Here is a 25,703-nt window from a genome sequence, read left to right as displayed (position 1 = left end):
TGCTTATTTCGGGGTCGATGACACGCCGACCTGCGCTGGACGCAACAGGCGATCATGCAACATGAACCCTTCGCCCATCACCTGAATGATGTCGCCCGCCTTGGTGCCCGGCACGGGGGCTTCGAACATGGCTTCGTGCACCTCCGGGTCAAACTTTTCGCCGACTTCTGGCGCCAGACGGCGAATGCCGTGCTTTTCGAAGATGTTCAGGAGCGACCGCATGGTCAGCTCGACCCCTTCGACCAGGGCTTTTGCGCCGTCGCCAGCTTCGCCAGCGGCTTCCAGCGCCCGGCTCATGTTGTCGTAAACAGGCAGCATGTCGCGCGCCAGTTTCGATCCGCCATATTGCTCGGCCTCGCGGCGGTCACGTTCGCCGCGCTTGCGGGTGTTTTCCGCATCCGCCAACGCCCGCATGAAGCGGTCCTTGAATTCATCACGCTCGGCACGCAGGGTGGCAAGCTCGTCAACCGGCTCTTCTTCGGTCAAATCAATCTCTACTTCCTCGGTCATCAGCTCTTCGATTGCCGATTCCAGGTTCTCTACTGCTTCGTTCTTTGCGTCAGCCATCTCTTCGCCTTTACCTTCGATCCGAGATCATCTTGCCGATCAATTGCGCGGTGTAATCGACGATGGGCACGATCCGCCCATAGTTCAATCGCGTGGGCCCGATGACCCCAACCGCACCAATGATCTTTCGATCAGCGTTCATATATGGGGAAACCACCAAAGAGGAACCCGAAAGTGAGAAAAGTTTGTTCTCGGACCCAATAAAAATGCGCACACCCTCGCCCTGATCGGCCAGTTCAAGGAATTCTGCGATGTCGCGCTTGCGCTCAAGGTCGTCAAACAGGGTTTTGATCTTCTCAAGATCGGCGGCCTCGCCATCACTGGCCAACAGATTCGACCGTCCGCGCACGATCAGCCGCTCGTAAGGCTGGCCTTCGTTTTCCCAAAGCGCCGCGCCGCTTTCGACAAGATCCTGCGCGAGAACATCCAACTCCTGGCGTCGCGTCTTGATCTCACGCTCAACCAGCATTTGAAGTTCGGACAAGGTGCGCCCTTCGGCCAGCGCGTTCAGGAAATTCGCCGCTTCGCGCATCGAGGATGGCGTTTGCCCAATCGGCGGCGTAAACACGCGGTTCTCTACATGCCCATCAGCAAAAACCAGAACGACCAGGGCGCGATCGGCACCCAGCGACACGAACTCGATATGCTTGATCGGGGCTTCGTGTTTCGGGGTCAGGACAAGGCTGGCACCCGCTGTGATGCCTGACAATGCCGACCCGACGCGGTCCATCATTGTGTTGATATTGTTGTCTGATTTGCCAACGGTTTCATCAATCTTCTGACGGTCGCCCTGGTCTAGGTCTGACACCTCCAACAACCCATCCACGAACATCCGCAAGCCTAGCTCGGTCGGAATGCGCCCGGCGGAAACATGCGGACTGTCCAACAGACCCATGAACTCGAGATCCTGCATCACATTTCGAATGGTCGCCGCGCTGACCTTTTCGGTCAGCGAACGTGTCAGCGTGCGCGACCCCACGGGTGCGCCCGTCGTCAGATAGCTTTCGACCACACTGCGAAACACCTCGCGCGAGCGGGCGTTCATGTCATTCATCAGATCGTGACGGTCTTCCATACGCAATCGCCTTGCCTTTTCGCCAGCGCCATGGGTATCACGCCTTTGAACATGAAACAAAGGGGGAAGCCCATGCGCCCGTCAGGTCGGAATCTAGATCAAATGCGCCCGATTTCAATTGAGACCGGGGTCACAAAGCACGCCGAAGGCTCGTGCATGATCAAAGTGGGTGACACCCATGTGCTGTGTACCGCATCGCTGGAAGAGCGTGTGCCGCCCTTTTTGCGCAATTCCGGCAAAGGCTGGGTGACGGCAGAATACGGGATGCTGCCGCGATCAACCGGCTCGCGAATGCGGCGCGAGGCGTCGGCGGGCAAACAGGGTGGGCGTACCGTCGAGATTCAGCGCCTGATCGGGCGATCCCTGCGTGCAGGCATTGATCTGGTGGGCTTGGGCGAGCGCCAGATCACCGTTGATTGCGATGTGATTCAGGCGGATGGCGGTACGCGGTGCGCCGCGATCACCGGCGGTTGGGTCGCGCTGCGTCTTGCCGTGAACAAGCTGCTGAAGGCAGGCGATGTGACCACCGACCCGCTTCTGGACCCGGTTGCCGCCGTATCCTGCGGCATTTACGCGGGCCAACCGGTGCTTGATCTGGATTACCCCGAGGATTCCGAGGCTGGCGTGGACGGCAATTTCGTGCTCTGCGGTCCGAAACTGATCGAAGTTCAGATGTCCGCCGAAGGATCGACCTTCACCCGCGACCAGATGAACGAGCTGATGGACCTGGCCGACAAAGGTGTGTCCGAGCTTGTGGCCGCCCAACTAGAGGCAACCGCCTGATGCGCAGGTTCGAGGGCGATCAACTGGTCATTGCCACTCATAACGAAGGCAAACTGCGCGAGATTTCGGCATTGTTAGAGCCTTTTGGCGTCACTGTGACATCTGCCGGTGCCCTTGGGCTGGACGAGCCGGAGGAGACCGAGGATACCTTCGTCGGCAATGCCCGGATCAAGGCGCATTTCGCCGCCAAAGCGTCTGGCCTGCCCGCCCTGTCCGATGACAGTGGCATCATGGTTGACGCGCTTGACGGCGCGCCCGGCGTTTACACCGCCGATTGGGCCGAAACGCCCAATGGGCGCGATTTTCCGATGGCGATGAAGAAAACGTGGAACCTGCTTGAGGAAAAGAACGCCCCCCATCCCCGGAGCGCAAGGTTCTGTTGCACGCTTTGCCTTGCCTGGCCCGACGGGCATGACGAGATTTTCGAAGGCACGGTCAACGGCAGTCTGACCTGGCCGATGCGCGGCAATCTGGGGTTTGGATATGACCCGATCTTCGTCCCCGACGGGTATGACATCACGTTTGGCGAAATGGACCCGGCGAAAAAACACGAAATGAGCCATCGCGCGGATGCGTTCGCCAAGCTCGTGCGGGGCGCTTTTGCTTGAGAACTGGCAAATCGGCGGCTTCGGGCTGTATGTCCACTGGCCGTTTTGCCAATCCAAATGCCCTTATTGCGACTTCAACAGCCATGTCGTCGCGTCGATTGATCACGACGCATGGCTGAATGCCTATGTTGCGGAAATCGATCGATATGCGGCTGAAACACCGGATCGCGTGCTCAGTTCGATCTATTTCGGCGGTGGCACGCCCAGCCTGATGGCGCCCGCCACCGTCGCCGCCATCATCGACCGCGCGGCACAGAATTGGACCTTCGCCAACGATATCGAGATTACTCTGGAAGCAAATCCAAGCTCGATCGAGGCGCGAAACTTCGCGGGTTATAAGGCAGCGGGCGTCAATCGTATTTCCATCGGTGTTCAGGCGTTGAATGATGTGGATTTGCGGCGGCTTGGGCGGCTTCATTCCGTGGACGAAGCACAGCGTGCCCTGGCTGTCGCGCGGTCGCTGTTTAATCGGGTCAGCTTCGATCTGATCTATGCGCGACAAGATCAATCGCTGGACGCGTGGCAGGACGAATTGACCGAGGCGTTAAGCTACGGCCCCGATCATCTGTCGCTTTATCAACTCACCATCGAACCCGGCACAGCGTTCGGCGCGCGCTTTGATGCGGGCAAGCTGCGCGGATTGCCGGACGAGGATCTGGCGACCGACATGTATTTCCTGACCCAGTCGATCTGCGATGCCGCTGACCTGCCCGCTTACGAGGTATCGAACCACGCGCGGCCCGGTCAGGAAAGCCAGCACAATCTGGTCTATTGGCGGTCCGGCGATTGGGTCGGCATCGGCCCCGGCGCGCATGGGCGACTGACGCGGGACAATGTGAGGGTGGCGACCGAAACGCCGCTGGCCCCCGCAGAATGGCTGCGCACCGCCAACCAGTCGAAAGGCGAAAGCGCGCGTTCAATCATTCCGCGCGATGAACAAGTGACCGAACTTCTGCTGATGGGGCTTCGCACCACCGAAGGTATTGACCTGGAGCGCCTTAGCACCCAATATGACACACGATTAAATCATAATAAAATCAATGATTTAGTGGGCTTTGGGCTGATTCAAATCTCCGACAATCGTCTTGCCGCAACAGACAAAGGGCGCCCCGTATTGAACGGCATCCTGCGTGAACTGGCGCCCGATTAGGACGACAGCTTACCACACAGCGTATCAAGATCATCCAGAGATTTGTAACGCACCGTGACCATGCCGCTTTCCCCATCCGCGCCATGGTCGATCTGCACCTTCATCCCCAGCGCGGCGGACAGATCGCCCTCAAGCGCGCGAGTGTCAGCGTCTTTCTCCGCCTTTTGGCGCGCAGGTTTCTTGGCGGTCGGTTTTGGCCCTTTCGCCAACGCCTCGGCCGCGCGAACAGACAGGCCTTTGGCGATGATCTGCCGCGCCAGCTCGACCGGGTTTTCTGCCGTCACCAGCGTCCGGGCATGACCTGCACTCAGTTTTCCGTCGCGCACAAAATCCTGAACCTCGTCCGGCAAGTTCAGTAGGCGCAAAAGGTTTGCGATGTGGCTGCGACTTTTGCCCAGGGCTTCCGACACTTTTTCCTGCGTGTGGCCAAACCGATTCATCAGGTCGCGATAACCCGCGGCCTCTTCAATCGCGTTCAAATCGGCGCGTTGGATGTTTTCGATGATCGCAACTTCCAGCGCCTCGGTATCGCTGTAGTCACGCACAATTACCGGCAATTCGTGCAACTGCGCCATTTGCGATGCCCGCCAGCGGCGTTCGCCGGCCACGATCTCGTATTCCCCATCGGCGCCCGATTTCGGACGCACGATCAGCGGCTGAATGACACCCTTTTCGCGAATCGACGCGGCCAGATCATCCAGCTGCTCTTCTGTAAAGCGACGTCGGGGCTGTTCCGGGTTGGGCGAAATTTTCTCAACCGGAACAACAAGATCGGCGCGGCGCGGGCTTTGGGGGCTGGACGCCTCCTCGGGGCCGACATCCGCCATCAAGGCCGACAAGCCCCGGCCGAGACCGCGTTGTTTTTGATTCTTGCTCATCTCAGCCCTTTCCGTTGCGGATCGACAATTCGGACGCCAGCGCGCGATACGCCTGACTGCCCTTTGATGTGGGATCATACATCAAGACCGGCAGCGCGTAAGACGGCGCCTCGCTGACCCTGACATTGCGGGGTATCATCGTGTTGAACACCAATTCACCCAAATTGTCGCGGGCGTCAGCTTCGACTTGGCGCGACAGGTTGTTGCGGGTATCGAACATGGTCAGCACGATCCCTTCAATACGCAAACCCGCATTCGCCGTCTGGCGCACTTCTCGGATGGTCAGCATCAACTGCGACAGGCCTTCCAGCGCGAAAAACTCGCTTTGCAGCGGAATAAGAACACTGTCGGCTGCGACGAGAGCATTCACCGTCAGAAGGTTCAACGACGGCGGGCAGTCGATCAGGATATAATCCAGTCCAAGCTGCGCCAGACCCGTTGCCCGTACGGCATCATGCAGCAGATGGCTGCGCTTTTCGTTCGACACCAGCTCAATATCGGCCGAGGACAAATCAGTGGTCGCCGGCGCAATAAACAGGTTCTCGATATCTGTTTCCTGCAAGACGTCGGTCAGAGGTGCCTCTTCCAGCAACAGGTCATATGTAGTGAGTTTTCGATCCGCGACCTCTATACCTAGTCCTGTCGAGGCGTTTCCCTGCGGATCAAGGTCAATCAGAAGCACCCTGCTGCCGGTCTCGGCCAGCGCGGCCCCCAGGTTGATTGTGGTGGTCGTCTTGCCCACGCCACCTTTTTGATTGGTAATCGCGATGATCTTGGGGCCATGGCCATTGATGATATCAGGCACGTCTTAGATCTCCGATCTTCAGAACAACGGCGTTGGGGTTGGTCTTGCTGGGATATGTATCCAGTTCAAACCGCCATTTTTCAAGGGCTTCTTCGACCTCGGCGCGGTAATTCTCGCCTTTCAGAAAAAGGCAGGTGCCGCCGGGTTTCAAATGCCGGTCAGCATAGCCCAACAAGGTGCTGAGCGGGGCCAGCGCACGGGCAGACACGACCTCGGCCCCAATCGGTTTAACCTCTTCAATTCGTTCAGAGATTGTCGTTGCGTTTACACCCGTTTCGCGCACCACGGTGCGCAGGAAAGTCGCTTTGCGCAAATCGCTTTCGATACAGATGATTTCACGCAGCGGGTCGGATTCTTGTGCCAGAATCGCGACGACGAGGCCCGGAAACCCGCCACCCGTCCCCATATCGCACCATCGATGCAGCTTGGGGGGCGCAAGTCGAAAGATCTGCGCCGAATCCTGAATATGCCGCGTCCACAGCTGCGACAGCGTTGACGGGGCAACCAGATTGATCGCGGGATTCCATTTCTTCAGCAACGCTGCATAGGTCTTGAGGCGCGCCATTGTTTCACGTGAAACATCAAGATCCGCCAGAACCTCTTCATCCTTCATGCCGAACGTTTCCGATCGGAGCGGCGCAGTCGCGCCAGGATCAAGGTCAGGGCGGCTGGCGTCATCCCCTCGACCCGCCCTGCCTGCGCCAACGTTCTGGGCCGCGCCATTGCAAGCTTGCTTGCCAGTTCGTTCGACAGCCCCTCCAGATCGTTATAGTTGAAATCTTCGGGGATGTGGTGGGCCTCGTCGCGCTGCAAGGCTGCGACATCACGCGCCTGACGCTCGACATAGTTGGCATACATGGCATCGCGCGCGATCTGCGTTTGAATCTCCTCTGGCATGTCAGTCAGCGACGGATCAAGCTGCGCGATCATTGAAAAATCGACGGTTGGAAACGCCAGAAGCTCAAACGCCGTGCGCTTGGTGCCGTCTTTGCGCACCGTCAAGCCCAGTTTCTCAAGGTCTTGAGGGGTAAACATCCGTCCGGTCAACGCCGTCTTTGCGGTCTGAAGCCCGTTGGCTTTGGATTCAAAGGCATGTTGACGCAGATCGCCTACGCAACCCAGCTCGATTCCCAGCGGTGTCAGGCGCTGGTCCGCATTGTCAGCGCGCAGAGACAGCCGATATTCCGCCCGCGACGTGAACATCCGATAGGGTTCCGTCACGCCGCGCGTGATCAGGTCATCCACCATCACACCCATATAGGAGTTCGCGCGCGAGAAGATGACAGGATCGCGATTTTGGACAGCAAGCGCCGCGTTCAATCCGGCAATCAGACCTTGCGCTGCAGCTTCTTCATACCCTGTGGTACCATTGATCTGTCCGGCAAGGTAAAGGCCCGGCACGTCCCGCAGCTGAAGCGTTTCGGTCAGGGATCGGGGGTCCACGTAATCATATTCAATGGCATAGCCGGGCTGAAGAATCTCTGCCTTCTCAAGCCCTTCGATTGATCGGACATAGGCTGTTTGGACATCAATCGGCAGCGACGTGCTGATCCCGTTCGGATAGACCGTGTGATCGTCCAGCCCCTCTGGCTCAAGGAAAATCTGGTGCGAGTCCTTGTCGGCAAACCGGACAATCTTGTCCTCGATCGACGGGCAGTACCGCGGCCCCACCCCGTCGATATGGCCACCATACATCGCCGAGCGATCAAGATTTTCTCGAATAATATCATGGGTTTGTGCGTTGGTATGCGTGATTCCACACGAGATCTGGCGCGCCTCGGGTTTGGTGTTCAGGAATGAGAACACCACCGGATCATCGTCGCCGGGTTGGCGGTCAAGAATATCCCAGTTGATGGAGCGACCATCCAGACGCGGCGGGGTCCCTGTCTTGAGCCGCCCAAGGGGCAGTCCGAAACTGTCGATGCGCTCTGCCAGTTTCACCGAGGGACGATCCCCCATACGTCCACCTTCGCTTCGTTGATCGCCGACGTGGATGACGCCACGCAGAAAGGTTCCGGTGGTCAGGATCACCGCGCCAGATGACACGGTGCTGCCATCCTGCAAAACAACGCCAGCGACACGCGCACCATCCATCAGAAGGTCGGTAGTTTCGGCTTCAATCACCGTCAGATTCGGGGTCTTTTTGATCTCGGCTTGCATCGCCGCGCGGTACAGTTTGCGATCTGCCTGAGCACGCGGCCCCTGCACGGCTGGTCCTTTGCGCCGATTGAGCAGACGGAACTGAATGCCCGCCCGGTCGGCAATCCGGCCCATCAGTCCGTCCAGCGCGTCGATCTCGCGCACCAGATGCCCTTTGCCCAAACCCCCGATGGCGGGATTGCAGGACATGACGCCCAGATCGCTTTTCCGCAATGTGATCAAAGCGGTACGCGCACCAAGCCGTGCTGACGCATGCGCGGCGTCAGCCCCGGCGTGGCCGCCACCAACAACGATCACATCATAATCCAGATGTTTCACGTGAAACACTCCATACCCAAGTTCTTCCCGCTACTTCCCAAGACAGAAACTTGCGAAAATTTCATCCAACAGGTGCTCTACATCGACTCGCCCGACCAAACTATCAAGGGCGCGTATGGCGGTGCGAATTTCTTCCGCCGCGAATTCGGCTCGGTCGGGTCCGCGTTCTACCTCGATTCGGGCGTCTTCCAAAGCCTTCAATGCAAGCTGCATCGCCTTCCGGTGCCGCGCCCGCGTGGCAATGCCCGCCCCCTTCACCCGGTCTTCCAACACCCGAGCGATCTGCGAAACCAGTGTATCAACGCCCTGCCCGGTCCGGCCGGACACCGCAAGACCATCGACATCGCGCAGATCGGCCTTGCCGAACGCAATGATGTCGTCCCCGGTTGGGGAGATCGGCAACGCCTCCGCCTGATCGGAAATCAGGAACACGCGCAGGTCTGCCGCCTTTGCACGGGTCAAGGCGCGTTCAACCCCGATCGCCTCGACGCTGTCCTGCGCCGTTCGCAGGCCGGCAGTATCCAGCACGGTCACGGGCAAACCGGACAGTTCCATCTGCACTTCGATCACGTCGCGCGTGGTCCCTGCAATCTCCGACGTGATCGCCGCATCCCGCCCGGCAAGGGCATTCAGAAGCGTCGATTTACCGGCATTGGGCGCGCCGACAATTGCAACCTCGAACCCGTCGCGAATGCGCTCAGCGATGCGCGTGGCTGCGGTTTCCCGACGAAGCGTGTTCAGCACGTCGCCCAACAGTGTCGTGACTTCGGGCGAAACGTCGACCGGCACATCCTCATCCGCGAAATCAATCGTAGCTTCCAAGAGGGCGGCAGCCCGGATCAGATCGCGGCGCCACCCTTCGGCAAGCTCTCCCAACGCGCCTGACAGGATGCTGAATGCCTGGCGACGCTGGGCTTCGGTTTCGGCGTCCAGAAGATCGGCCAGCCCTTCAACCTGCGCCAGGTCCAGGCGTTCGTTTTCCAGCGCCCGGCGCGTGAATTCGCCCGGTTCTGCCATTCGCAGGTCAGGCAACGTGGATAGTTCATCCAACACGGCACGCACAACGGCGGTGGAGCCGTGGAGTTGGAACTCGACAACCTCTTCCCCGGTGAAGCTGGCCCCTGCGTCGAAACACAACACAAGGGCTTCATCCAGCACACGCCCGTCCGCAGCCACGAGTTGGCGCAGCCCAGCCTTGCGAATGGGTGGCAGGCTCCCCGCCAATGTCCGACCGGCCAAAAACGCCTGTGGCCCGGAAATCCGGACCACGGCAACACCCGATTTTCCACGGGCACTGGCAAGTGAGAATATCGTATTCATAATACTAACCCATTGTTTTATAACAATAAGTTACGTGTTCATCGAATCGAAGAATTCACCGTTCGTCTTGGTTTGCTTCAGTTTCGAGATCAGAAACTCGATCGCATCGGTGGTGCCCATCGGGTTCAGAATTCGCCGCAGGACATAGGTTTTCTGCAGGTCTTTCGCATCCACCAGCAACTCCTCTTTCCGGGTGCCGGATTTCAGGATGTCGATGGCCGGGAACACGCGTTTATCGGCGACCTTGCGATCCAGCACAATCTCGCTGTTGCCGGTGCCTTTGAATTCTTCGAAGATCACTTCGTCCATCCGCGACCCTGTGTCGATCAGCGCGGTCGAAATGATCGTCAGCGACCCACCCTCTTCGATGTTCCGTGCAGCCCCGAAGAACCGCTTGGGACGTTGCAGGGCATTGGCATCCACACCGCCGGTCAGAACCTTGCCGGACGACGGCACAGTCGTGTTGAAGGCGCGGCCCAGACGGGTGATCGAATCAAGCAAGATCACCACATCACGTTTATGTTCCACCAGGCGCTTGGCTTTCTCGATCACCATCTCGGCCACGGCAACGTGACGCGAGGCCGGTTCATCGAAGGTCGAGGACACGACCTCACCTTTCACAGAGCGTTGCATGTCCGTCACCTCTTCCGGGCGTTCGTCGATCAGAAGAACGATCAGATAGCATTCCGGGTGATTGGTTTCGATGGAATGCGCGATGTTCTGCAACAGCACGGTTTTACCCGTCCGCGGCGGGGCAACGATCAGCGCCCGCTGCCCTTTCCCGATGGGCGACACCAGGTCGATGATGCGGGCCGACCGGTCCTTGATGGTGGGGTCCTCGATCTCCATCTTCAGGCGCTCATCGGGGTAAAGCGGCGTCAGGTTGTCAAAGGCAACCTTGTGCTTGGCAAGTTCCGGATCACCGAAATTGATCTTCTCGACCTTGGTGATGGCGAAATAGTTTTCGTTCTCGCCTGGCGCCTGGATGATCCCTTCGATCGTATCCCCCGTGCGCAGCGAATATTGGCGGATCACATCGGGCGAGACATAGATGTCGTCTGGGCCGGGAAGATAGTTCGCCTCGGGCGAGCGCAGGAAGCCGAACCCGTCCTGCACGACCTCAAGCACACCGTCCCCGCCGATGATCCATTCATCTTCCGCCAGTTCTTTCAGGATCGAGAACATCATCTCGCCCTTGCGCATGGTCGAGGCGTTTTCGATTTCCAGCTCTTCAGCCATGTTCACAAGCTCTTTCGGGCTTTTGGCTTTCAGTTCGGACAGGTTCAGTCGATTGTCGGACATGGGAATACTCTGCGATTGCGGCAGAACGGCGGGTTTGGCGGTTCTGCGGTCGGTCTGGATATGGGAAACATGCGTGACCGGACGGCCCGCGTTGTTCGTCACATAGGCCGGATCGGCCCATGAGTCAACGATGCTAGAATTTCATGACCACCGAGAAGACGATGACCAGCATCAGGATCGTTGGAAATTCATTCATCATCCGATAACGCCGCCCGGTCAGGGTGTTGGTGCCGGCGATGAACTCTTTCCGGCGGGCGGCAAGCCACATGTGAAACCATGTCATCAGGATCACGGACAGCCCCTTGGTCCAGGGCCAGATCATCGTCCAATCCACCAGACCCGGTGTCATCACCAGCAGAAGGCCAAACAACCAGGTGCTGATCATGGATGGATTCATGATCGCCTTCAGCAGACGGCGTTCCATGGTCTGAAACAGATCATCCGTTGCGTTACCTGAACCGACAACCTCGACATGATAGACAAAAAGGCGGGGCAAATAGAAAAGCCCGGCCATCCATGCAATCACAGACACAATGTGAAGCGATTTCGTCCAGGGATAAATATCGGCTAGAAACGCGCCCATTCTCTGCACTCCTGTTCACACGGGTCCGGTTCGCCCTTCTTAAAATAATATAGAAGAAGAAAGAAAGATGATGTTTCTGTAGGGGCTGTGAATAATGGGGATTATTGGGTTTTCCCTGTGGTTATGAACAGGTGGAAAAAGCGACCATGAAGGGCGGGAAAACTTATTCAACTTATTGTAAATTATATGAACTTCTTGGACCTCCGTGTGGATAACCGTCGGGACGAAAAACAAGGGTGGGCAAAAAACCTCACCCCATCAAAAACCGCTTTCCACAGTGGAGGAAACCCGAAAACTGTCTTAGGAAAGGGGTGAGTTTTCCAGTTGTGATGTCGGAACCGGGTTTTCCCATGTTCCGAGCACGGGAACAAACAGAGTTTTTCCACAGGGTTATCACATGGCCATCCCTTTGATCCTGGCATCGGCTTCTGAAATCCGGGCGCAGCTTCTGCAAAATGCCGGTGTCGATATCGACGTTCAGCCCGCCCGGATCGACGAAGATACGATCCGCGCCTCGCTTGAGGCTGAAGGGGCAACCCCGCGTGACCTTGCCGATGCGCTGGCCGAGTTCAAGGCGCGCAAGATTGCCGAAAAGAACCCGGCGCGCACGGTTCTTGGCTGTGATCAGGTGGCAGAGCTGGGTGGCGTTGTCCTTGCCAAGCCGCGCGACAGGGACGAGGCGAAGGCGCAATTGGCGCAGATGTCCGGTCAGACCCATCGCCTGTTGTCAGCAGCCGTTCTGTACCATGACGGCAAAGCTGTGTGGCGCCATGTCGGTGTGGTGCGGATGCGGATGCGCGATCTGTCGCCGGACTATATCGACAGCTATGTCACGCGCAACTGGGACAGCATTCGCCACGCGGTTGGGGCTTACAAGCTGGAAGAAGAAGGTGTGCGCCTGTTTGCCAAGGTGGACGGCGACTATTTCAACGTTTTGGGTTTGCCGCTGACCGAGCTGCTGTCATACCTGATCTTGCGAGGAGATCTTGACATATGAGTGAACGACGTATCCCCCTGGCCGGCGTGATTGGCGACCCGATCGACCATTCCCTGTCGCCTCGCCTGCATGGGCATTGGCTTCGCACGAATGCCATTGCCGGGTACTATATCCCGATGCATGTCACGAACGAGGATTTTGCAGACGTCATCCGCACCCTGCCCAAAGCCGGGTTTGTCGGCGTGAACGTGACCATTCCGCACAAGGAAACGGCGCTGAACATGGCCGATACCGTGACCGACCGCGCGGCATTGATCGGGGCGGCCAATACGCTGATCTTTCGCCCGGATGGCAAGATTTATGCGGACAATACGGATGGGTACGGTTTCACCGAAAATCTGCGACAGGGTGCGCCCGACTGGGCACCGGAATCCGGCCCCGCAGCGGTGTTCGGGGCGGGAGGTGCCGCGCGCGCAGTGATTGCATCGCTGATCGAGGTCGGTGCACCCGAAATCCGTCTGGCCAACCGCACCCGCGCCCGGTCCGACGCGCTGCGCGCAGAGTTCGGCAACCGGATCAAGGTCTTTGACTGGATCCAGGCCGGCAACATGCTGGACGAGGCCGCCACTGCGGTGAACACCACATCGCTTGGCATGGTGGGCAAGCCGGATTTTCGGGTGCCGCTGGATGGCTTCAACCCGGCGGCGGTTGTCACCGATCTGGTCTATACGCCGCTGCGTACGCATTTCCTGGCCGAAGCCGAAAAGGCGGGTTGTGTGACAGTGGACGGGTTGGGAATGCTGTTGCATCAAGCCGTGCCCGGATTTGAACGCTGGTTTGGGATGCGGCCGGAGGTTGACGATGCGCTACGACAGGCCGTGATCGGCATATGAGTAAACACCCTTTCATCATTGGCCTGACCGGGTCGATTGGCATGGGAAAATCCACCACTGCCGCGATGTTCGCGGCGCAGGGCGTGCCGGTATGGGATGCCGATGCGGCGGTTCATCGCCTCTATGCCAAAGGTGGTACGGCGGTCGAGCCGATCCGTGCGATCTGTCCCGCGGCGATTGTGGACGGGGCGGTGGATCGTGGCGCGCTGAAAGACTGGATCAACCGCGACCCGACAGCTCTGGCGCAGATCGAAGCCGTCGTGCATCCGCTGGTCGCGCAGGATCGCGGTGACTTCATCGCTTCTGCCAAGGCGCCGATCATTCTGCTGGACATTCCGCTTCTGTTTGAAACCGGCGCTGAAGATCAGGTGGACCTGATCGTCGTCGCCTCGGCCCCGGCTGAATTGCAACGTGACAGGGTGCTGGCTCGCGGTTCGATGAGCGAAGAGCAGTTCAATACAATCCTTGCAAAACAGATGCCGGATGCAGAAAAACGAAAGCGTGCCGATGTGGTGATCCCGACAGACACGATAGACGGCGCGCGCAAGGCCGTGGAAGCGGTGGTCGCCCAGGTAAAGGAGCGTTTGTCCCATGCGTGAGATCGTGCTGGATACCGAGACGACCGGGTTCGACCCCGAGGCTGGCGACCGGATCGTCGAAATCGGCTGTCTTGAGCTTTACAACCACATGCCCACCGGCAAGACGTTTCACGAATACATCAACCCCGAACGGGACATGCCGGATGAAGCGTTCGGTGTGCATGGCATCGGCCCCGACCTGCTTTTGACCCCGCGCGCGGCGCAGGCGGGCGAGGTGACGTTGAAAGACAAGCCGGTGTTCAAACTGGTGGGCCAGGTGTTTCTGGACTTCATCGGCGACGCGCGACTGGTCATTCACAACGCCAGCTTCGACATGAAATTCCTGAATGCGGAACTGAAATGGATGGGGCTTCCGCAAATTCCCTGGGAACAGGCGACCGACACGCTGGCGATTGCGCGCAAGAAATTTCCGGGCGCGCCTGCCTCGCTGGATGCGCTGTGTCGCCGGTTCGGCATCGACAATTCGTCGCGCACCTTGCACGGCGCGCTTCTGGACAGCGAGATTCTGGCCGAAGTGTATCTGGAGCTGATTGGTGGACGGCAGCCGGATCTTGTTCTGGCGCCGGAACAGGGGGCGTCGTCAGATGGTGGCGCGGGCGGCGCATGGCGGCCGCAGCCGCGCCCGGCACCATTGCCCAGCCGGATCAGCAAAGAAGAAGCCGCCGCCCATGATGCTTTCGTGGAAAAGCTGGGCGACGGCGCGATCTGGAAAACCTGTCGCTAGGCGATCCGGTCAGTTGACCTTGGCACCGCCCTGTTCGGCGGCCACACGGCGCTCGATCTCTTGGCGATACAACGCAAGGAAATCGACGGTGTCCAGGTTCAGCGACGGGAAGCCACCATCACGGGTCACATCGGCGACGATGCGGCGCACGAAGGGGAACAGCATGCGCGGGCATTCGATCATCAGAAACGGGTGCATCTGGTCATCCGGCACGTTCTCGACCTGAAAGATACCGGCATATTCCAGTTCCATCAGGAACAATTGCTCACCACCGTTCTTGTTTTTCGACCCGATCGTGTATTTCGAGATCACTTCGAACTGGTTGTCCGCCGGACGTTTCTTGGCGTCCAGGGCTACTTCGACATTGATGTCGGGCTGAACCTCGCCTTGCACACCCTTCTGGGCCAGGATGTTTTCAAACGACATATCGCGGATGAATTGGCCAAGAACCTGCATCTTGGGTTGAACGGGGGCGGTTTGTGTTTTGGCTTCCTCGGCCATGAACTTCTCCTTCGGGAAAACTGTTGGCATGTGCTTACCACCTTGGCCCCGCACCCTCAACAAGGGGTTTTCGCGGGCGTGTTTTGGCGGTATCTGAGCCGTATGAAGGATATGATCCCCGCCTGGCTGGATGGCACCCTGACCCCGGTTGAGAAACTTCAGGCCCATGTCGAGGGCATGAAGCACAAGGCCGTGTCGGTGTTTCTGTTTCACGCGGGCAAGGTCCTGATCCAGCAGCGCGCGGCAGGCAAGTATCATACGCCGAACAAATGGGCGAACACCTGTTGCACCCATCCGCACTGGAACGAAGACCCTCGCGATTGTGCGATCCGGCGTCTGGAAGAAGAGTTGGGGATCACTGACGTGGACCCGAAATGGGTCGAGCAGCTGGAATATCGCGCAGACGTCGGTGGTGGGCTGATCGAACACGAGGTGGTCGACATGTTCGTCATTCACGCCGATGAAGCGCCAGAGATAAACCTGAACCCGTCAGAGGTGCAGGCGATCCAATGGCTTGACCGGGCGGCGCTGGAAGCGAAAATCGACGAAAACCCCGACATGTTCACGCCATGGCTGAAGATCTATATGTCGCACCACGCAAGCTCAGTGTTTGGTCCAGCCTGACGGGCCTTCCACACTCGGATGGGTCGGGCGTTTTTCCGGCGTCACATCGGTGAAATCGCCGTCAATCACATCATCTTCGGGGTGATACGGGTGCTGCGGCCCTTGCGGACCCATCGTAAAGGTCTGCACCTGTATGCGTGATCGCGCCCAGTTATAAACCGCGCGCCGCACGGCGGGGATCAGCAGTGCAAACCCCACGAAATCGGTGAAGAACCCGGGCGTCAGCAGCAGCGCGCCGGAAAACAGGATCATCGCACCATGAGCCAGCGGCTCGGTCGGATCGTTCAACTGGCCGAAACTTTCACGCAGTTGTGACAGCGCCAAAGCCCCCTGCGCGCGCATCAACTGTGTGCCCACAATTGCGGTCAAAACGACGATGGCGAGCGTTGGCCACAAGCCAATTGCACCCCCGACCTGAATGAACAGGGCAATCTCGATCATCGGAACCGCGATGAACAGCGCAAAAAGCCACATGGGTCATGTCTCCTTTTCGTTTCGAACGGTGGACTTGGCCCCGCACAGCACCTACATATGTCTCCGGTTGACGCGTTTCCATATCGCGCTTGAAAAGAGGTATAAATGAGCTCTTCCCTGATCCAGCTTCTGGTGCTTGCCGGCATCGCCCTGTTTCTGATCTTGCGCCTGCGCGACGTGCTTGGAACGCGTGAGGGGTTTGAAAAGCCCGTTGTGACGCGAAAAGACGACCGCCGCCTTGGCCGCGACCAGCTTGAGGTGATCGAGGGCGGGCCCGACAGCGACATCACCGACCACGTGCCCGAAGGCAGCCCGGCCGCCCGTGCGCTGGCCGCGATGAAGGGGGCCGAACCCACCTTCAATGTCAGCGAGTTTCTGGGCGGCGCGCGCGGTGCCTATGAAATGATCCTGATGGGGTTCGAAGCCGGCGATCTGGCCCAGATCAAGCCGTTTCTGGCTGACGATGTGTATGAGACCTTCGCCGCAGTGATCGAAGAACGCGAGAAGAAGGGCCTGACCGTCGATGCCAAGTTTGTTGGTCTGCGCGAGCTGAAACTGGTCGATGCGGAATACAATCCCGACACTCGCGAAGGTGAGGTGACGGTGCGGTTCATCGGTGAACTGACCTCGGTCGTGCGCGACAAGGGGGGCGATATCATCGAAGGCAACCCCAATGAAGTGAAGCGCCAGAAAGACGTCTGGACCTTTGCCCGCATCATGGGGTCGGACAACCCGAACTGGCAGCTTGTCGCCACGGGTGGATGATGTTTCGGGGGCTGGCATTTGCGCTGGCCCTTTTGGGCACGCCCGCGATGGCCGGGCTGGACAAAGCCGAGGTTACGATTCTGTCCTTCGACGATCTTGAAGGATGGGACCGCGACAATCATCAAGAGGCGTTGGCGGTGTTTCTGGACACATGCCGCGATCTGGACGATCCGCAATGGCGACCCATCTGCGCTTTGGCCGCGCAGCAAGAGGACGGCAAAACCTTCTTTGAACTGTTCTTTCGCCCTGTCCTGATCCAGGACGGCAATGCACCACTGTTCACCGCCTATTACGAACCGGAAATCCGTGGTTCTCGCACGCAGACGCTCAGATATCGGTATCCCGTCTATCGAAAGCCGCCTGAGTTGCAGCAGGGCGATGTTTGGCTGTCGCGGCGCGAGATCGAAGAGGGCGGCGCGCTTGAGGGTCGCGGGCTTGAGATCGCCTGGGTCGAAGACCCGGTGGAGCTTCAGTTCCTGCAAATTCAGGGGTCCGGGCGTATCCGCCTGGCCGAAGGCGGCACGATCCGACTGGGCTATGGTGGTTCGAACGGGCACAGTTTCCTGTCGCTGGGCAATGAACTGGTGCGTCAGGGTGTCTATAAAGAACATCAGGTATCGCAGCAGGTCATTCAGAACTGGGTAAAACGCAACCCCGAAGCCGGGCGCGAGCTGCTGTTGTCCAACCCCTCCTATGTGTTCTTTCGGGTGATCGGTAAGGTCGCGCCGCAGAAAGGGCCATTGGGGGCGATGAACCGGTCAATCACCGCGCATCGGTCGCTGGCGGTCGATCCGAAATACACCAAACTGGGCGCCCCGGTCTGGCTTGAGAAAAAAGGCAAGGAGCCGTTCAACCGCCTGATGGTCGCGCAGGATACCGGCTCGCGCGTGAAGGGGGCACAGCGTGCCGATATCTTCTGGGGCACAGGCGCGCGCGCCGGGCGCCTTGCCGGGCAGATCCGCGATGATGGCCGGATGGTCGTGCTGCTGCCGATCCAGCGTGCCTTTGCCATGCTGCCCGAGGACTAGGCATGGCCCGCCGACCCCGACATCTGAGCGCCGAGGACAAGGCGCTTTGGAAAAAGGTAGCAGACAGCACCGACCGGCTGCATCCTGTCCGCCCGTTGGCCGATTTGCCTGCGATGAACCCGGCCCCGCCGAAAAAACGGCAACCAAAAGCGCGCCAGCCGGCGTTTCAGCTTGGGCAGAACGCCAAGCCCAATGCCCTGCCCCATGACCTTTCGCCGTCCTTATCCAACAGCGTTGCCAGCCAGCCCGTGTCGATGGACCGCAAGACCTTCGGCAAGATGAAAAAGGGGCGCTTGTCGCCTGAATCGCGGATCGACCTGCATGGAATGACCATCGCGCAGGCGCATCCGGTGCTGAACCGGTTCATACTCGATGCGGCTGCCGCCGATCGGCGGCTGGTTTTGGTGATTACCGGCAAGGGAAAGCATCGTGACGATGGCGGCCCGATCCCGGTGCGCCATGGCGTGTTGCGCCATCAGGTGCCGCACTGGCTGAACTCCATGCCTCTGAAACAGCATGTGCTTCAGATTTCCGAGGCACACCTGAAGCATGGCGGTCAGGGGGCATATTACGTCTATCTGCGCAGGCGCCGCTGAACGCTATTGCGTGATCGGCGTCACGATTAGACGGGTCGCGTTCTGCACCACCAGAACCGTACCGGGGATCAGACCCACCCGCGTTGACGGGTCACCACCATAGGCTGCACCCACATCCGGCACGCTACGCAACAATCGCAGGAACGATGGCGAGGCCAGCGCCGTGGCGTGGTCAATCTTGCCATCGCTGAACGCCGAGATATCCACCATGGTCACATCAAGCTCGGCCAGCTTTTCGACATCCGTGGTATTGCCAAGTCGGGCGGTTTGGCCGGTCAGCCCCGCCGACAGGCGCAGGGCAATGTCACGGGTTGAGGTGAAGATATAAAAAGGCTGCGGCAGTTTTCCGATCCGCTCGGCCTGCGCCCGGAACACGTCAATGTCGATATCAGGCGAAATCAGGATCACACCGCCGATCTTGCCAAGCCCTGCGCGCCCATCCGAAATGGCCATCTGGCGCAGGGTTTCCATCGCCAACAGCGCGCCCATGGAATGACCCACCAGCAAGACCTCGCCGACGCCGGTGTCCGAGACATTGCGGATCACTGCCTCCAGCCCATCCCGGGCAATCAGCATCGAGTCGCGGTCATATCCATATCCCAACGCCTGCCCTGCGCTGGGCCAGGAATAATGGATCGGCAAGAAGGGCAGATCCAGGTCTTCGGTCAGTTGGGCGAAGCGATACAGACCTTCCGCAAAATTGTTGTTGAACCCGTGGACGAAAATGATCGCTGTGCGCTCTTCCTGCCTGCGTGTCCGCAGCTCTTTCCGAAGAAGAGACTGAAATTCGCCGGGCGATTTGATCGGAAAGTGCTTGTCCAGCAGGAAATGCCGGCTTGGGTCCGGCGTTTGGCTGTGCGGCCATTCAATGCTGCCGGGTTCACGGTCTGGGGGCACCGACACGTCGAATCGGCCATAGATCAGGTTTCGGCTGCGATTGCCGACGGGGAACCCCTGCGCATCGACCTCGCGCGTGGTGCCAACATAGATGCGTTGAACCTCGCCGATCTCCGACGCCCCTTCATACAGGTTCAGCGTGCCGCGTGGTGCGCAGGCGGCAAGAAGCAGAACAAGGATTATGTGATGAACAATACGCACGCGCGACCCCCCGGATTTCACTACTGGATACCCGAGGAGACCGCGTCTGCATAGATATCAAAGCATGTAGCGGCTGACATCCGTTGCGGCCATCAACTCTCCGAGGTTTTGATCCACGAATGCCTTGTCGACAACGACCTTGTCGCCTGCCCGGTCGGGGGCGGTAAAGCTCAGCTCTTCAAAGACCCGCTCCAGCACTGTGTAGAGCCGCCGCGCGCCGATATTCTCGACGCTTTGGTTGACCTCGGCGGCGATCGCGGCCAGCGCGGCGATGCCGTTTTCGGTAAACTCAACCGCCACCTCTTCGGTGTTCATCAGCGCCGAATATTGCAGCGTCAAGGCGTTGTCGGTTTCGGTCAGGATGCGCACGAAATCTTCTTCCGTCAGGGCGCGCAGCTCGACCCGGATGGGCAAACGGCCCTGCAGTTCGGGCAGCAGGTCTGACGGCTTGGCCACGTGAAACGCGCCCGAGGCGATGAACAGGATGTGATCCGTTTTCACCGGCCCATGTTTGGTCGAGACGGTGGTGCCTTCAATCAGCGGCAGCAGGTCACGCTGCACACCTTCGCGGCTGACATCGGCCCCGCGCGCATCGGCCCGGGCGCAAACCTTGTCGATCTCGTCCAGAAAGACGATGCCGTTCTGTTCGACCGCTTCCAACGCCGCGCGGGCCACGGTTTCGTCGTCCAGAAGCTTGTCCGCCTCGTCCGAGATCAGGACATCATAGCTGTCGCGCACAGTCATTTTCTTTTTCACGGTGCGCCCGCCGAACGCCTTGCCGAACATATCGCCAAGGTTCAGCATCCCCATGCCCTGCCCCGGCTGGCCGGGCACATCGAACATCTGCATCGGGTTCGAGGTGTCGGCGATTTCCAATTCAACCTCGTGGTCGTCCAGCTCGCCCGAGCGCAGTTTCTTGCGGAACATTTCGCGGGTGTTGTCGCGGGCATCCGTGCCGGCGATGGCCTCGATCACTCGGTCTTCGGCTGCGGCTTCGGCGCGGGATTTCACGTCTTCCCGCATGTATTCGCGGGTCTGCATGATCGACGCATCCACCAGATCGCGCACGATCTGCTCCACGTCGCGGCCGACATAGCCGACTTCGGTGAACTTGGTGGCCTCGACTTTGATAAACGGCGCGCGGGCGAGTTTTGCCAGCCGACGGCTGATCTCGGTCTTGCCGACGCCGGTCGGGCCGATCATCAGGATGTTCTTGGGATACACCTCGTCGCGCAGATCGTCGGACAATTGCTTGCGCCGCCAACGGTTGCGCAGCGCCACAGCGACGGCGCGTTTGGCGTCTTTCTGCCCGATGATATAGCGATCCAGCTCGCTGACGATTTCCCGCGGGGTCAGGTCGGTCATGCGCCGATCTCCTCAACTGTCAGGTTGCCGTTGGTGTAAACGCAGATATCGGCGGCAATCGCCATCGCCTTGCGGGCCACGCCTTCGGCGTCCAGATCGCTGTCGATCAGCCCGCGCGCGGCGGCCAGGGCGAAATTGCCGCCTGACCCGATCGCGGCAATGTTGTGTTCGGGCTCCAGCACGTCACCTGCGCCGGTGATGACCAGAAGCTCCTTCCCGTCGGTGACGATCAGCATGGCTTCCAGCTTTTGCAGGTATTTGTCCGTCCGCCAGTCCTTCGCCAGCTCGACCGAGGCGCGGGCAAGTTGGCCGGGCGTGGCTTCCAGCTTCTTTTCAAGCCGCTCCAGCAGGGTGAACGCATCCGCCGTGGACCCGGCGAACCCTGCCACCACGTCGAACCCGCCCGGCGATAACTTGCGCACCTTGCGCGCGCTGCCCTTGATTACGGTTTGACCAAGGCTGACCTGTCCGTCGCCTGCGATCACCACCTTGCCACCCTTGCGCACACCAATAATCGTTGTGCCGTGCCAGCCGGGAAAATCCGTCTCTGCCATGTCGCCTCCGTTTCGTTTCACCCTATATGGACGCGGGCGGCGGGTCAGACAACCACCCCGGCTTGTTCTTGGCCAGATCGGGGGCTAGCGTGGCGTCATGCCGGTCGCCAAAATCCTTCGCGTCTATCTTGATCCCGAGCCTTTACAGCGCGCGCGGCAGGGCAAGTTCAACTTTGTAAACAGGGCTGCTTCGGCGCTGGAAAGCCAAGGATTCCGCGTCGAATACCGCAAGAATAGTGACGTTCAAAGGCTGCGGTCGGTCGCGCGAAATGGCTATGCGCTGTTCCTTATGGACGACCCCCTGCATGACCGGGCGCTGACCATGCGGCGCAGCTATTTCTATCCGTTCTGGCGGATCGAGGCATCGGCCAAGCGGTGGGAGTTCGAAGTCGCGCAGAAGGCGTTTGACCCCGGTGAGGTTGATCCGCGCGTTGCCCGTGATTGGGCGGATAATTGGCGCAAATGGTTGTTCAAGGGGGCGGCGTCGCAGGTCACAGGCGACGGACCGATTTATATACCGCTGCAAGGGCGGCTGTTACACCAGCGCAGTTTCCAGGCCGCCAGCCCGGTTGAGATGCTTGCCCAGGTTGCGACCCATTTCCCCGACACGCCGATCCTTGCCACGTTGCATCCTTCCGAGGTGTATACCCAAGCTGAACACAAGGCGCTGAACGATCTTGTGTCCCGTTACCCGAATATCACGCTGGCGACCGGACAGATGAACGAAGCCCTCGCCGCCTGTCGGTTCGTTGTGACGCAAAATTCGTCCGCCGCACTGTTCGGATTTTTCTTCGGCAAGCCCGCCGTACTATATGGCCGGATCGACTTTCACCACATTGCTCCCAACGTGCACGAACTGGGGGTGCAAGAAGCGTTCGATGCGGTCCAGAATATGACACCGGATTTCGACCGGTATCTGTATTGGTTCACGATGCTGAACGCCATACAGGCGGATGCCGAGGATTGCGAGGATCAGATCCTGCGCACCTTGCGAAAACGTGGTTGGCAGGTGGATTAGAGCCTATTCCAGCCATCCCGCCAGATTGCGCTCGGCCACGCCCATTAGCGCCGCGATATGGGCGTCATCGTCGTTCAGGCAGGGAATATAGGTGAAGCTTTCGCCTCCCGCTTCGACAAAGGCTTCCTGAATCTCTTCCTGAATTTCCTCAAGCGTCTCGATACAGTCAGCCGAGAAAGCAGGCGCGATCACGGCGATGTTTTTCTTGCCGGTTTCGGCCAGCCGTGCAACCTCTTTCACCGTATAGGGCTTCAGCCATTCTTCCGGCCCAAAGACCGATTGGAAGGTTGTGGTGATGTCGTCGTCGCCCCAGCCCAGCCGCTCTTTCAACAGGCGGGTGCTTTTCTGGCATTGGCAGTGATACGGGTCGCCCTGCTGCAAATACCGTTCCGGCATCCCGTGATAAGACACGACCAGAAGGTCAGGCTTCTGCTCCATCGCCGCATAGCCACGTTCGACCGACTGCGCCAGCGCATCGACGTAGGCGGGATCGTCAAAATAGGGCGGGATGGTGCGGCTGGCCGGTTGCCACGCCTCGTCCATCAGGGCGCGGAAAAACTGGTCGTTCGCAGTGCCCATCGTGGCGCCTGCGTATTGCGGATAGAGCGGGAAGAACAGGATGCGATCACAGCCCGCCGCGACCATTTCGCGCACCTTCGATTTGGTTGACGGGTTGCCATAGCGCATACAGAAATCGGTCATCACCTCGGCGCCGTATCGCTTTTCCAATGCGGCTTGCAGTTTGGTGATCTGCTGCTTGGTGATTGTCATCAGGGGGCTTTCGCCCAAGTCTTCGTTCCAGATCGACTTGTATGCCTCGCCCGACGAAAACGGGCGTTTGGTCAGGATGATCCCTTGCAGGATCGGCTGCCATTTCCAGGCGGGATAGTCGATGACGCGCTTGTCGGACAGAAACTCGTTCAGATACCGGCGCATCGACCAGTAATCATAGCCATCGGGCGTGCCCAGATTGGCGAACAGAACGCCGACCTTGCGGGCGGGCAGGATGGGGTGGTCAGCGGGTTTTTCCATGATCATCTCTACGTTCCGTTTCGCGTGTTGGATCAATTGCGGGCAAGGGGTCCGGTGTCAATCGGGCAATTTGGTTTCATCCGTGCCCAGCGCATCGGCCAGACGGGCGGCGGCCGAGCCGGGGCGCAGGGGCTTGGGCTGGCTGTCATCGGGTGCCCAACCGGTCAGAAAGACAAGATCGAAGCTGGCCGTGATACGGCCGTCACCCGCGGGGAAATGCCGGGCATAACGGGTGTTGACGGTTTTCAGAAATTGTCGTGACAGCGGCCGATTCAGTCTCTGTTCAAGCGCATTCCGCTCTCCCATCAAACGCAGGTCACGGATCAGGGCGGTGGCGTCGGGATATGTCACCTTGCGCAGATCACTGTCAGCGACTGGCAAGGCAAAGCCCGCCCGTTGAAGCAGAGCGCCAAGGTCGCGAATTTCGCCCATCGGCAGGATGCGAGGCGACAGGCCGCCGGTGGTCTCGATCTCGACCTCGGCCAGCACCGCGCGAAGCTCGGACAAGGTCTGGCCGCCAAACATCACGCCCATGAACAAACCATCCGGCACCAGCGCGCGCTTGGCCTGTATCAATTGTCCGACCGGGTCGTTGGCCCAGTGCAAGGACAGCCCGTGGACGACCAGATCATGCGCCCCGACCTCAAGGTCCAGCGTGTCATCATCCGCCACAATCTTCGCATCCGGGAACGACTCACACCAGATTTCGGGAAAACCTGTCACGACAGCGGGTTTGGTAAACGTTCTGTTAACCTCTGTCAGGCGATCCTTCACCTCATCCGCTGCAAGACGTTGCAGGAACAGCCCCTCGGGCGCGGCGCGCCGCCGATTGCGGGCAAGCTGCGCACGATCGGTCAGGCGGGGCGGTGAATTGGGATCGGTTTGCGTCATGGGCGCGGACCATAGATGGAAGGTCGGAAAATGCAATCGGCGCTTGGCGTTCTTTATCCCCCGCAATGCGTCAGCTGTGCGGCGCCCACCGAGTCCGATTTCGCCCTTTGCGGTGCCTGTTGGCGTGACACCCCGTTTATCGAAGGGTTGGTTTGCGATCTGTGCGGTGATCCCCTGCCCGGCGAAGACGACGGTGCCCCGGCCCAATGCGACGCCTGCCTTGCCACACCGCGACCGTGGCATCAGGGTCGCGCGGCGCTGCGGTATTCGGCCAATGCGCGGCGGTTGGTGCTGGCGCTAAAACATGGCGACCGGCCGGAACTCGCGCGTGCTGCGGCGCCCTGGCTGGCGCGTGCTGCGACCCCGCTGATCGCGGCTGATACGGTGATCGTGCCGATGCCGATCCATTGGTCGCGGCTGTTTCGTCGCCGTTATAACCAGTCTGTCGAACTTGGGCGGGCCTTGGCGAGGTTCTTGCATCTGGACCACACGCCCGATGCGCTGGTGCGCCCGAAACGCACGCGGGCGCATGACGGGATGGATGTCGAGGCGCGGTTTGCCAACATGCAGGGCGCGATCCGGCCGCATCCGAAAAGGGGCGCGGCGCTTGCGGGGCGCAGCGTGCTGCTTCTGGATGATGTGATGACCTCGGGCGCCAGTTTCGATGCCGCCACGCGCGCCTGTTTTGCAGCGGGCGCGGATCACGTGAATGTGCTGGCCCTTGCCCGCGTGACACGGGATGCCTAGGTATCGGAAGTTCCGGCCAACCCGGCCAGCCACGAAACGGAGCCGCCCATGCAACCTGTCACCATCTACACCTCGCCTCTTTGCGGCTATTGCCATGCCGCAAAGCGTTTGCTGAACAGCAAGGATGTGGTGATTGACGAAATCGACGTGATGATGAACCCAGAGATGCGGCAGGAAATGATGCGCCGCGCAAACGGGCGGCACACCGTGCCTCAGATCTTCATCGGGGACGTTCATGTTGGTGGGTTTGATGATATTGCCGCGCTGGAGCGAAATGGCAAACTTGACCCTTTGCTGGCGGGTTAGAG

At 59.5% G+C, this 25,703-nt stretch carries 30 protein-coding genes; 14 read left to right on the top strand and 16 right to left on the bottom strand.

Annotation, left to right across the window (positions count from 1 at the left end; genetic code table 11):
- Nucleotides 1-3: 3 nt before the first annotated feature.
- Nucleotides 4-567, bottom strand: coding sequence for a nucleotide exchange factor GrpE (locus MUY21_RS10250; RefSeq protein ID WP_248410299.1), 564 nt, complete (start codon nucleotides 565-567; stop codon nucleotides 4-6).
- Between the two features lie 10 nt (nucleotides 568-577).
- Nucleotides 578-1,642, bottom strand: coding sequence for a heat-inducible transcriptional repressor HrcA (hrcA, locus tag MUY21_RS10245; protein ID WP_248410298.1), 1,065 nt, complete (start codon nucleotides 1,640-1,642; stop codon nucleotides 578-580).
- Nucleotides 1,643-1,714: 72 nt separating this feature from the next.
- On the opposite strand from hrcA, the gene rph reads away from it, so the two are divergent.
- The 3 genes from rph to hemW are packed head-to-tail and all read left to right on the top strand — an operon-like array spanning nucleotide 1,715 to nucleotide 4,183.
- On the top strand, nucleotides 1,715-2,425 hold the full coding sequence (gene rph / locus MUY21_RS10240; protein WP_248410297.1) for a ribonuclease PH: 711 nt from the start codon (nucleotides 1,715-1,717) through the stop codon (nucleotides 2,423-2,425).
- Complete coding sequence (rdgB, locus tag MUY21_RS10235; protein WP_248410296.1) at nucleotides 2,425-3,033, top strand: RdgB/HAM1 family non-canonical purine NTP pyrophosphatase; 609 nt, start codon at nucleotides 2,425-2,427, stop codon at nucleotides 3,031-3,033. Before rph ends, rdgB begins: the two co-directional genes overlap by 1 nt.
- On the top strand, nucleotides 2,996-4,183 hold the full coding sequence (hemW, locus tag MUY21_RS10230) for a radical SAM family heme chaperone HemW (protein ID WP_248410295.1): 1,188 nt from the start codon (nucleotides 2,996-2,998) through the stop codon (nucleotides 4,181-4,183). The genes rdgB and hemW overlap by 38 nt, the downstream gene beginning before the upstream one ends.
- Here hemW and MUY21_RS10225 read toward each other — a convergent pair.
- The 7 genes from MUY21_RS10225 to MUY21_RS10195 all read right to left on the bottom strand — a co-directional run bounded on the left by MUY21_RS10225 (nucleotide 4,180) and on the right by MUY21_RS10195 (nucleotide 11,549).
- The gene (locus MUY21_RS10225) at nucleotides 4,180-5,061 is read right to left on the bottom strand and encodes a ParB/RepB/Spo0J family partition protein (RefSeq protein WP_248410294.1); all 882 of its coding nucleotides are present in this window, start codon (nucleotides 5,059-5,061) and stop codon (nucleotides 4,180-4,182) included. The two genes, hemW and MUY21_RS10225, sit on opposite strands and share 4 nt — an antisense overlap.
- A gap of 1 nt (nucleotide 5,062) precedes the next feature.
- Complete coding sequence (locus MUY21_RS10220; protein WP_248410293.1) at nucleotides 5,063-5,866, bottom strand: ParA family protein; 804 nt, start codon at nucleotides 5,864-5,866, stop codon at nucleotides 5,063-5,065.
- Nucleotides 5,859-6,479, bottom strand: a complete 621-nt coding sequence (gene rsmG, locus MUY21_RS10215) for a 16S rRNA (guanine(527)-N(7))-methyltransferase RsmG (protein WP_248410292.1) — start codon at nucleotides 6,477-6,479, stop codon at nucleotides 5,859-5,861. The genes MUY21_RS10220 and rsmG overlap by 8 nt, the downstream gene beginning before the upstream one ends.
- Nucleotides 6,476-8,344, bottom strand: a complete 1,869-nt coding sequence (gene mnmG, locus MUY21_RS10210; RefSeq protein ID WP_248410291.1) for a tRNA uridine-5-carboxymethylaminomethyl(34) synthesis enzyme MnmG — start codon at nucleotides 8,342-8,344, stop codon at nucleotides 6,476-6,478. Before mnmG ends, rsmG begins: the two co-directional genes overlap by 4 nt.
- 30 nt (nucleotides 8,345-8,374) lie before the next feature.
- The gene (gene mnmE / locus MUY21_RS10205; protein WP_248410290.1) at nucleotides 8,375-9,664 is read right to left on the bottom strand and encodes a tRNA uridine-5-carboxymethylaminomethyl(34) synthesis GTPase MnmE; all 1,290 of its coding nucleotides are present in this window, start codon (nucleotides 9,662-9,664) and stop codon (nucleotides 8,375-8,377) included.
- Nucleotides 9,665-9,694: 30 nt separating this feature from the next.
- Nucleotides 9,695-10,966 carry a transcription termination factor Rho gene (gene rho, locus MUY21_RS10200; RefSeq protein ID WP_248410289.1) on the bottom strand — a complete coding sequence of 424 codons (1,272 nt, stop codon included), beginning with the start codon at nucleotides 10,964-10,966 and terminating at the stop codon, nucleotides 9,695-9,697.
- 133 nt (nucleotides 10,967-11,099) lie between these two features.
- Nucleotides 11,100-11,549, bottom strand: a complete 450-nt coding sequence (locus MUY21_RS10195; RefSeq protein WP_248410288.1) for a CopD family protein — start codon at nucleotides 11,547-11,549, stop codon at nucleotides 11,100-11,102.
- Nucleotides 11,550-11,946: 397 nt separating this feature from the next.
- Between MUY21_RS10195 and MUY21_RS10190 the strand changes: the two genes are divergently transcribed.
- The 4 genes from MUY21_RS10190 to dnaQ are packed head-to-tail and all read left to right on the top strand — an operon-like array spanning nucleotide 11,947 to nucleotide 14,702.
- A complete protein-coding gene (locus MUY21_RS10190) occupies nucleotides 11,947-12,546 on the top strand; it encodes a Maf family nucleotide pyrophosphatase (RefSeq protein WP_248410287.1) in 600 nt (199 codons plus the stop codon).
- The gene (locus tag MUY21_RS10185; RefSeq protein WP_248410286.1) at nucleotides 12,543-13,379 is read left to right on the top strand and encodes a shikimate dehydrogenase; all 837 of its coding nucleotides are present in this window, start codon (nucleotides 12,543-12,545) and stop codon (nucleotides 13,377-13,379) included. Before MUY21_RS10190 ends, MUY21_RS10185 begins: the two co-directional genes overlap by 4 nt.
- Nucleotides 13,376-13,978 carry a dephospho-CoA kinase gene (gene coaE / locus MUY21_RS10180; RefSeq protein WP_248410285.1) on the top strand — a complete coding sequence of 201 codons (603 nt, stop codon included), beginning with the start codon at nucleotides 13,376-13,378 and terminating at the stop codon, nucleotides 13,976-13,978. The genes MUY21_RS10185 and coaE overlap by 4 nt, the downstream gene beginning before the upstream one ends.
- The gene (dnaQ, locus tag MUY21_RS10175) at nucleotides 13,971-14,702 is read left to right on the top strand and encodes a DNA polymerase III subunit epsilon (protein WP_248410284.1); all 732 of its coding nucleotides are present in this window, start codon (nucleotides 13,971-13,973) and stop codon (nucleotides 14,700-14,702) included. Before coaE ends, dnaQ begins: the two co-directional genes overlap by 8 nt.
- A gap of 9 nt (nucleotides 14,703-14,711) precedes the next feature.
- Here dnaQ and secB read toward each other — a convergent pair whose 3' ends face one another.
- Nucleotides 14,712-15,203 (bottom strand): protein-export chaperone SecB, encoded by a 492-nt coding sequence (gene secB, locus MUY21_RS10170; RefSeq protein ID WP_191286840.1) that lies wholly within the window; start codon nucleotides 15,201-15,203, stop codon nucleotides 14,712-14,714.
- Between the two features lie 102 nt (nucleotides 15,204-15,305).
- Between secB and idi the strand changes: the two genes are divergently transcribed.
- Complete coding sequence (gene idi, locus MUY21_RS10165; protein ID WP_248410283.1) at nucleotides 15,306-15,827, top strand: isopentenyl-diphosphate delta-isomerase; 522 nt, start codon at nucleotides 15,306-15,308, stop codon at nucleotides 15,825-15,827.
- Here idi and MUY21_RS10160 read toward each other — a convergent pair.
- A complete protein-coding gene (locus MUY21_RS10160; RefSeq protein ID WP_248410282.1) occupies nucleotides 15,807-16,301 on the bottom strand; it encodes an FxsA family protein in 495 nt (164 codons plus the stop codon). The genes idi and MUY21_RS10160 overlap by 21 nt on opposite strands.
- Nucleotides 16,302-16,406: 105 nt before the next feature.
- Between MUY21_RS10160 and MUY21_RS10155 the strand changes: the two genes are divergently transcribed.
- The 3 genes from MUY21_RS10155 to MUY21_RS10145 are packed head-to-tail and all read left to right on the top strand — an operon-like array spanning nucleotide 16,407 to nucleotide 18,690.
- On the top strand, nucleotides 16,407-17,066 hold the full coding sequence (locus MUY21_RS10155) for a Tim44/TimA family putative adaptor protein (RefSeq protein ID WP_248410281.1): 660 nt from the start codon (nucleotides 16,407-16,409) through the stop codon (nucleotides 17,064-17,066).
- Nucleotides 17,067-17,113: 47 nt separating this feature from the next.
- On the top strand, nucleotides 17,114-18,094 hold the full coding sequence (locus MUY21_RS10150; protein WP_248410423.1) for a murein transglycosylase A: 981 nt from the start codon (nucleotides 17,114-17,116) through the stop codon (nucleotides 18,092-18,094).
- A 2-nt stretch (nucleotides 18,095-18,096) separates the two neighbouring features.
- Nucleotides 18,097-18,690, top strand: a complete 594-nt coding sequence (locus tag MUY21_RS10145; protein ID WP_248410280.1) for a Smr/MutS family protein — start codon at nucleotides 18,097-18,099, stop codon at nucleotides 18,688-18,690.
- A 3-nt stretch (nucleotides 18,691-18,693) separates the two neighbouring features.
- Here MUY21_RS10145 and MUY21_RS10140 read toward each other — a convergent pair whose 3' ends face one another.
- From MUY21_RS10140 to hslV, 3 genes are read right to left on the bottom strand one after another with little or no spacing between them, the layout of a single operon-like run.
- Nucleotides 18,694-19,788 carry an alpha/beta fold hydrolase gene (locus tag MUY21_RS10140; protein ID WP_248410279.1) on the bottom strand — a complete coding sequence of 365 codons (1,095 nt, stop codon included), beginning with the start codon at nucleotides 19,786-19,788 and terminating at the stop codon, nucleotides 18,694-18,696.
- 57 nt (nucleotides 19,789-19,845) lie between these two features.
- Entirely contained in the window at nucleotides 19,846-21,153 is a 1,308-nt protein-coding gene (gene hslU, locus MUY21_RS10135) for an ATP-dependent protease ATPase subunit HslU (RefSeq protein ID WP_248410278.1), read from the bottom strand.
- Nucleotides 21,150-21,707, bottom strand: coding sequence for an ATP-dependent protease subunit HslV (gene hslV, locus MUY21_RS10130; protein ID WP_248410277.1), 558 nt, complete (start codon nucleotides 21,705-21,707; stop codon nucleotides 21,150-21,152). The genes hslU and hslV overlap by 4 nt, the downstream gene beginning before the upstream one ends.
- Before the next feature lie 97 nt (nucleotides 21,708-21,804).
- Here hslV and MUY21_RS10125 point away from each other — a divergent pair, with 97 nt between their 5' ends.
- Nucleotides 21,805-22,725: a hypothetical protein gene (locus MUY21_RS10125; protein ID WP_248410276.1), complete on the top strand. Its 921-nt coding sequence runs from the start codon at nucleotides 21,805-21,807 to the stop codon at nucleotides 22,723-22,725.
- 3 nt (nucleotides 22,726-22,728) lie between these two features.
- Here the strand turns inward: MUY21_RS10125 and hemH are convergent, their stop codons facing one another.
- Both hemH and MUY21_RS10115 read right to left on the bottom strand, forming a co-directional pair.
- Nucleotides 22,729-23,757, bottom strand: coding sequence for a ferrochelatase (gene hemH / locus MUY21_RS10120; protein WP_248410275.1), 1,029 nt, complete (start codon nucleotides 23,755-23,757; stop codon nucleotides 22,729-22,731).
- A gap of 57 nt (nucleotides 23,758-23,814) precedes the next feature.
- Nucleotides 23,815-24,648, bottom strand: coding sequence for an SAM-dependent methyltransferase (locus tag MUY21_RS10115; protein WP_248410274.1), 834 nt, complete (start codon nucleotides 24,646-24,648; stop codon nucleotides 23,815-23,817).
- Between the two features lie 15 nt (nucleotides 24,649-24,663).
- On the opposite strand from MUY21_RS10115, the gene MUY21_RS10110 reads away from it, so the two are divergent.
- Together MUY21_RS10110 and grxC are read left to right on the top strand one after the other, a co-directional pair.
- Nucleotides 24,664-25,395 (top strand): ComF family protein, encoded by a 732-nt coding sequence (locus MUY21_RS10110; RefSeq protein ID WP_248410273.1) that lies wholly within the window; start codon nucleotides 24,664-24,666, stop codon nucleotides 25,393-25,395.
- Nucleotides 25,396-25,443: 48 nt separating this feature from the next.
- Nucleotides 25,444-25,701 (top strand): glutaredoxin 3, encoded by a 258-nt coding sequence (gene grxC / locus MUY21_RS10105; protein ID WP_248410272.1) that lies wholly within the window; start codon nucleotides 25,444-25,446, stop codon nucleotides 25,699-25,701.
- The last annotated feature ends 2 nt before the right edge of the window (nucleotides 25,702-25,703 follow it).

The sequence above is a fragment of the Aliiroseovarius sp. S2029 genome, assembly GCF_023195575.1.
In the GTDB taxonomy this organism is placed as follows: domain Bacteria; phylum Pseudomonadota; class Alphaproteobacteria; order Rhodobacterales; family Rhodobacteraceae; genus Aliiroseovarius; species Aliiroseovarius zhejiangensis.
This window is presented reverse-complemented; position numbering and strand designations above follow the sequence as displayed.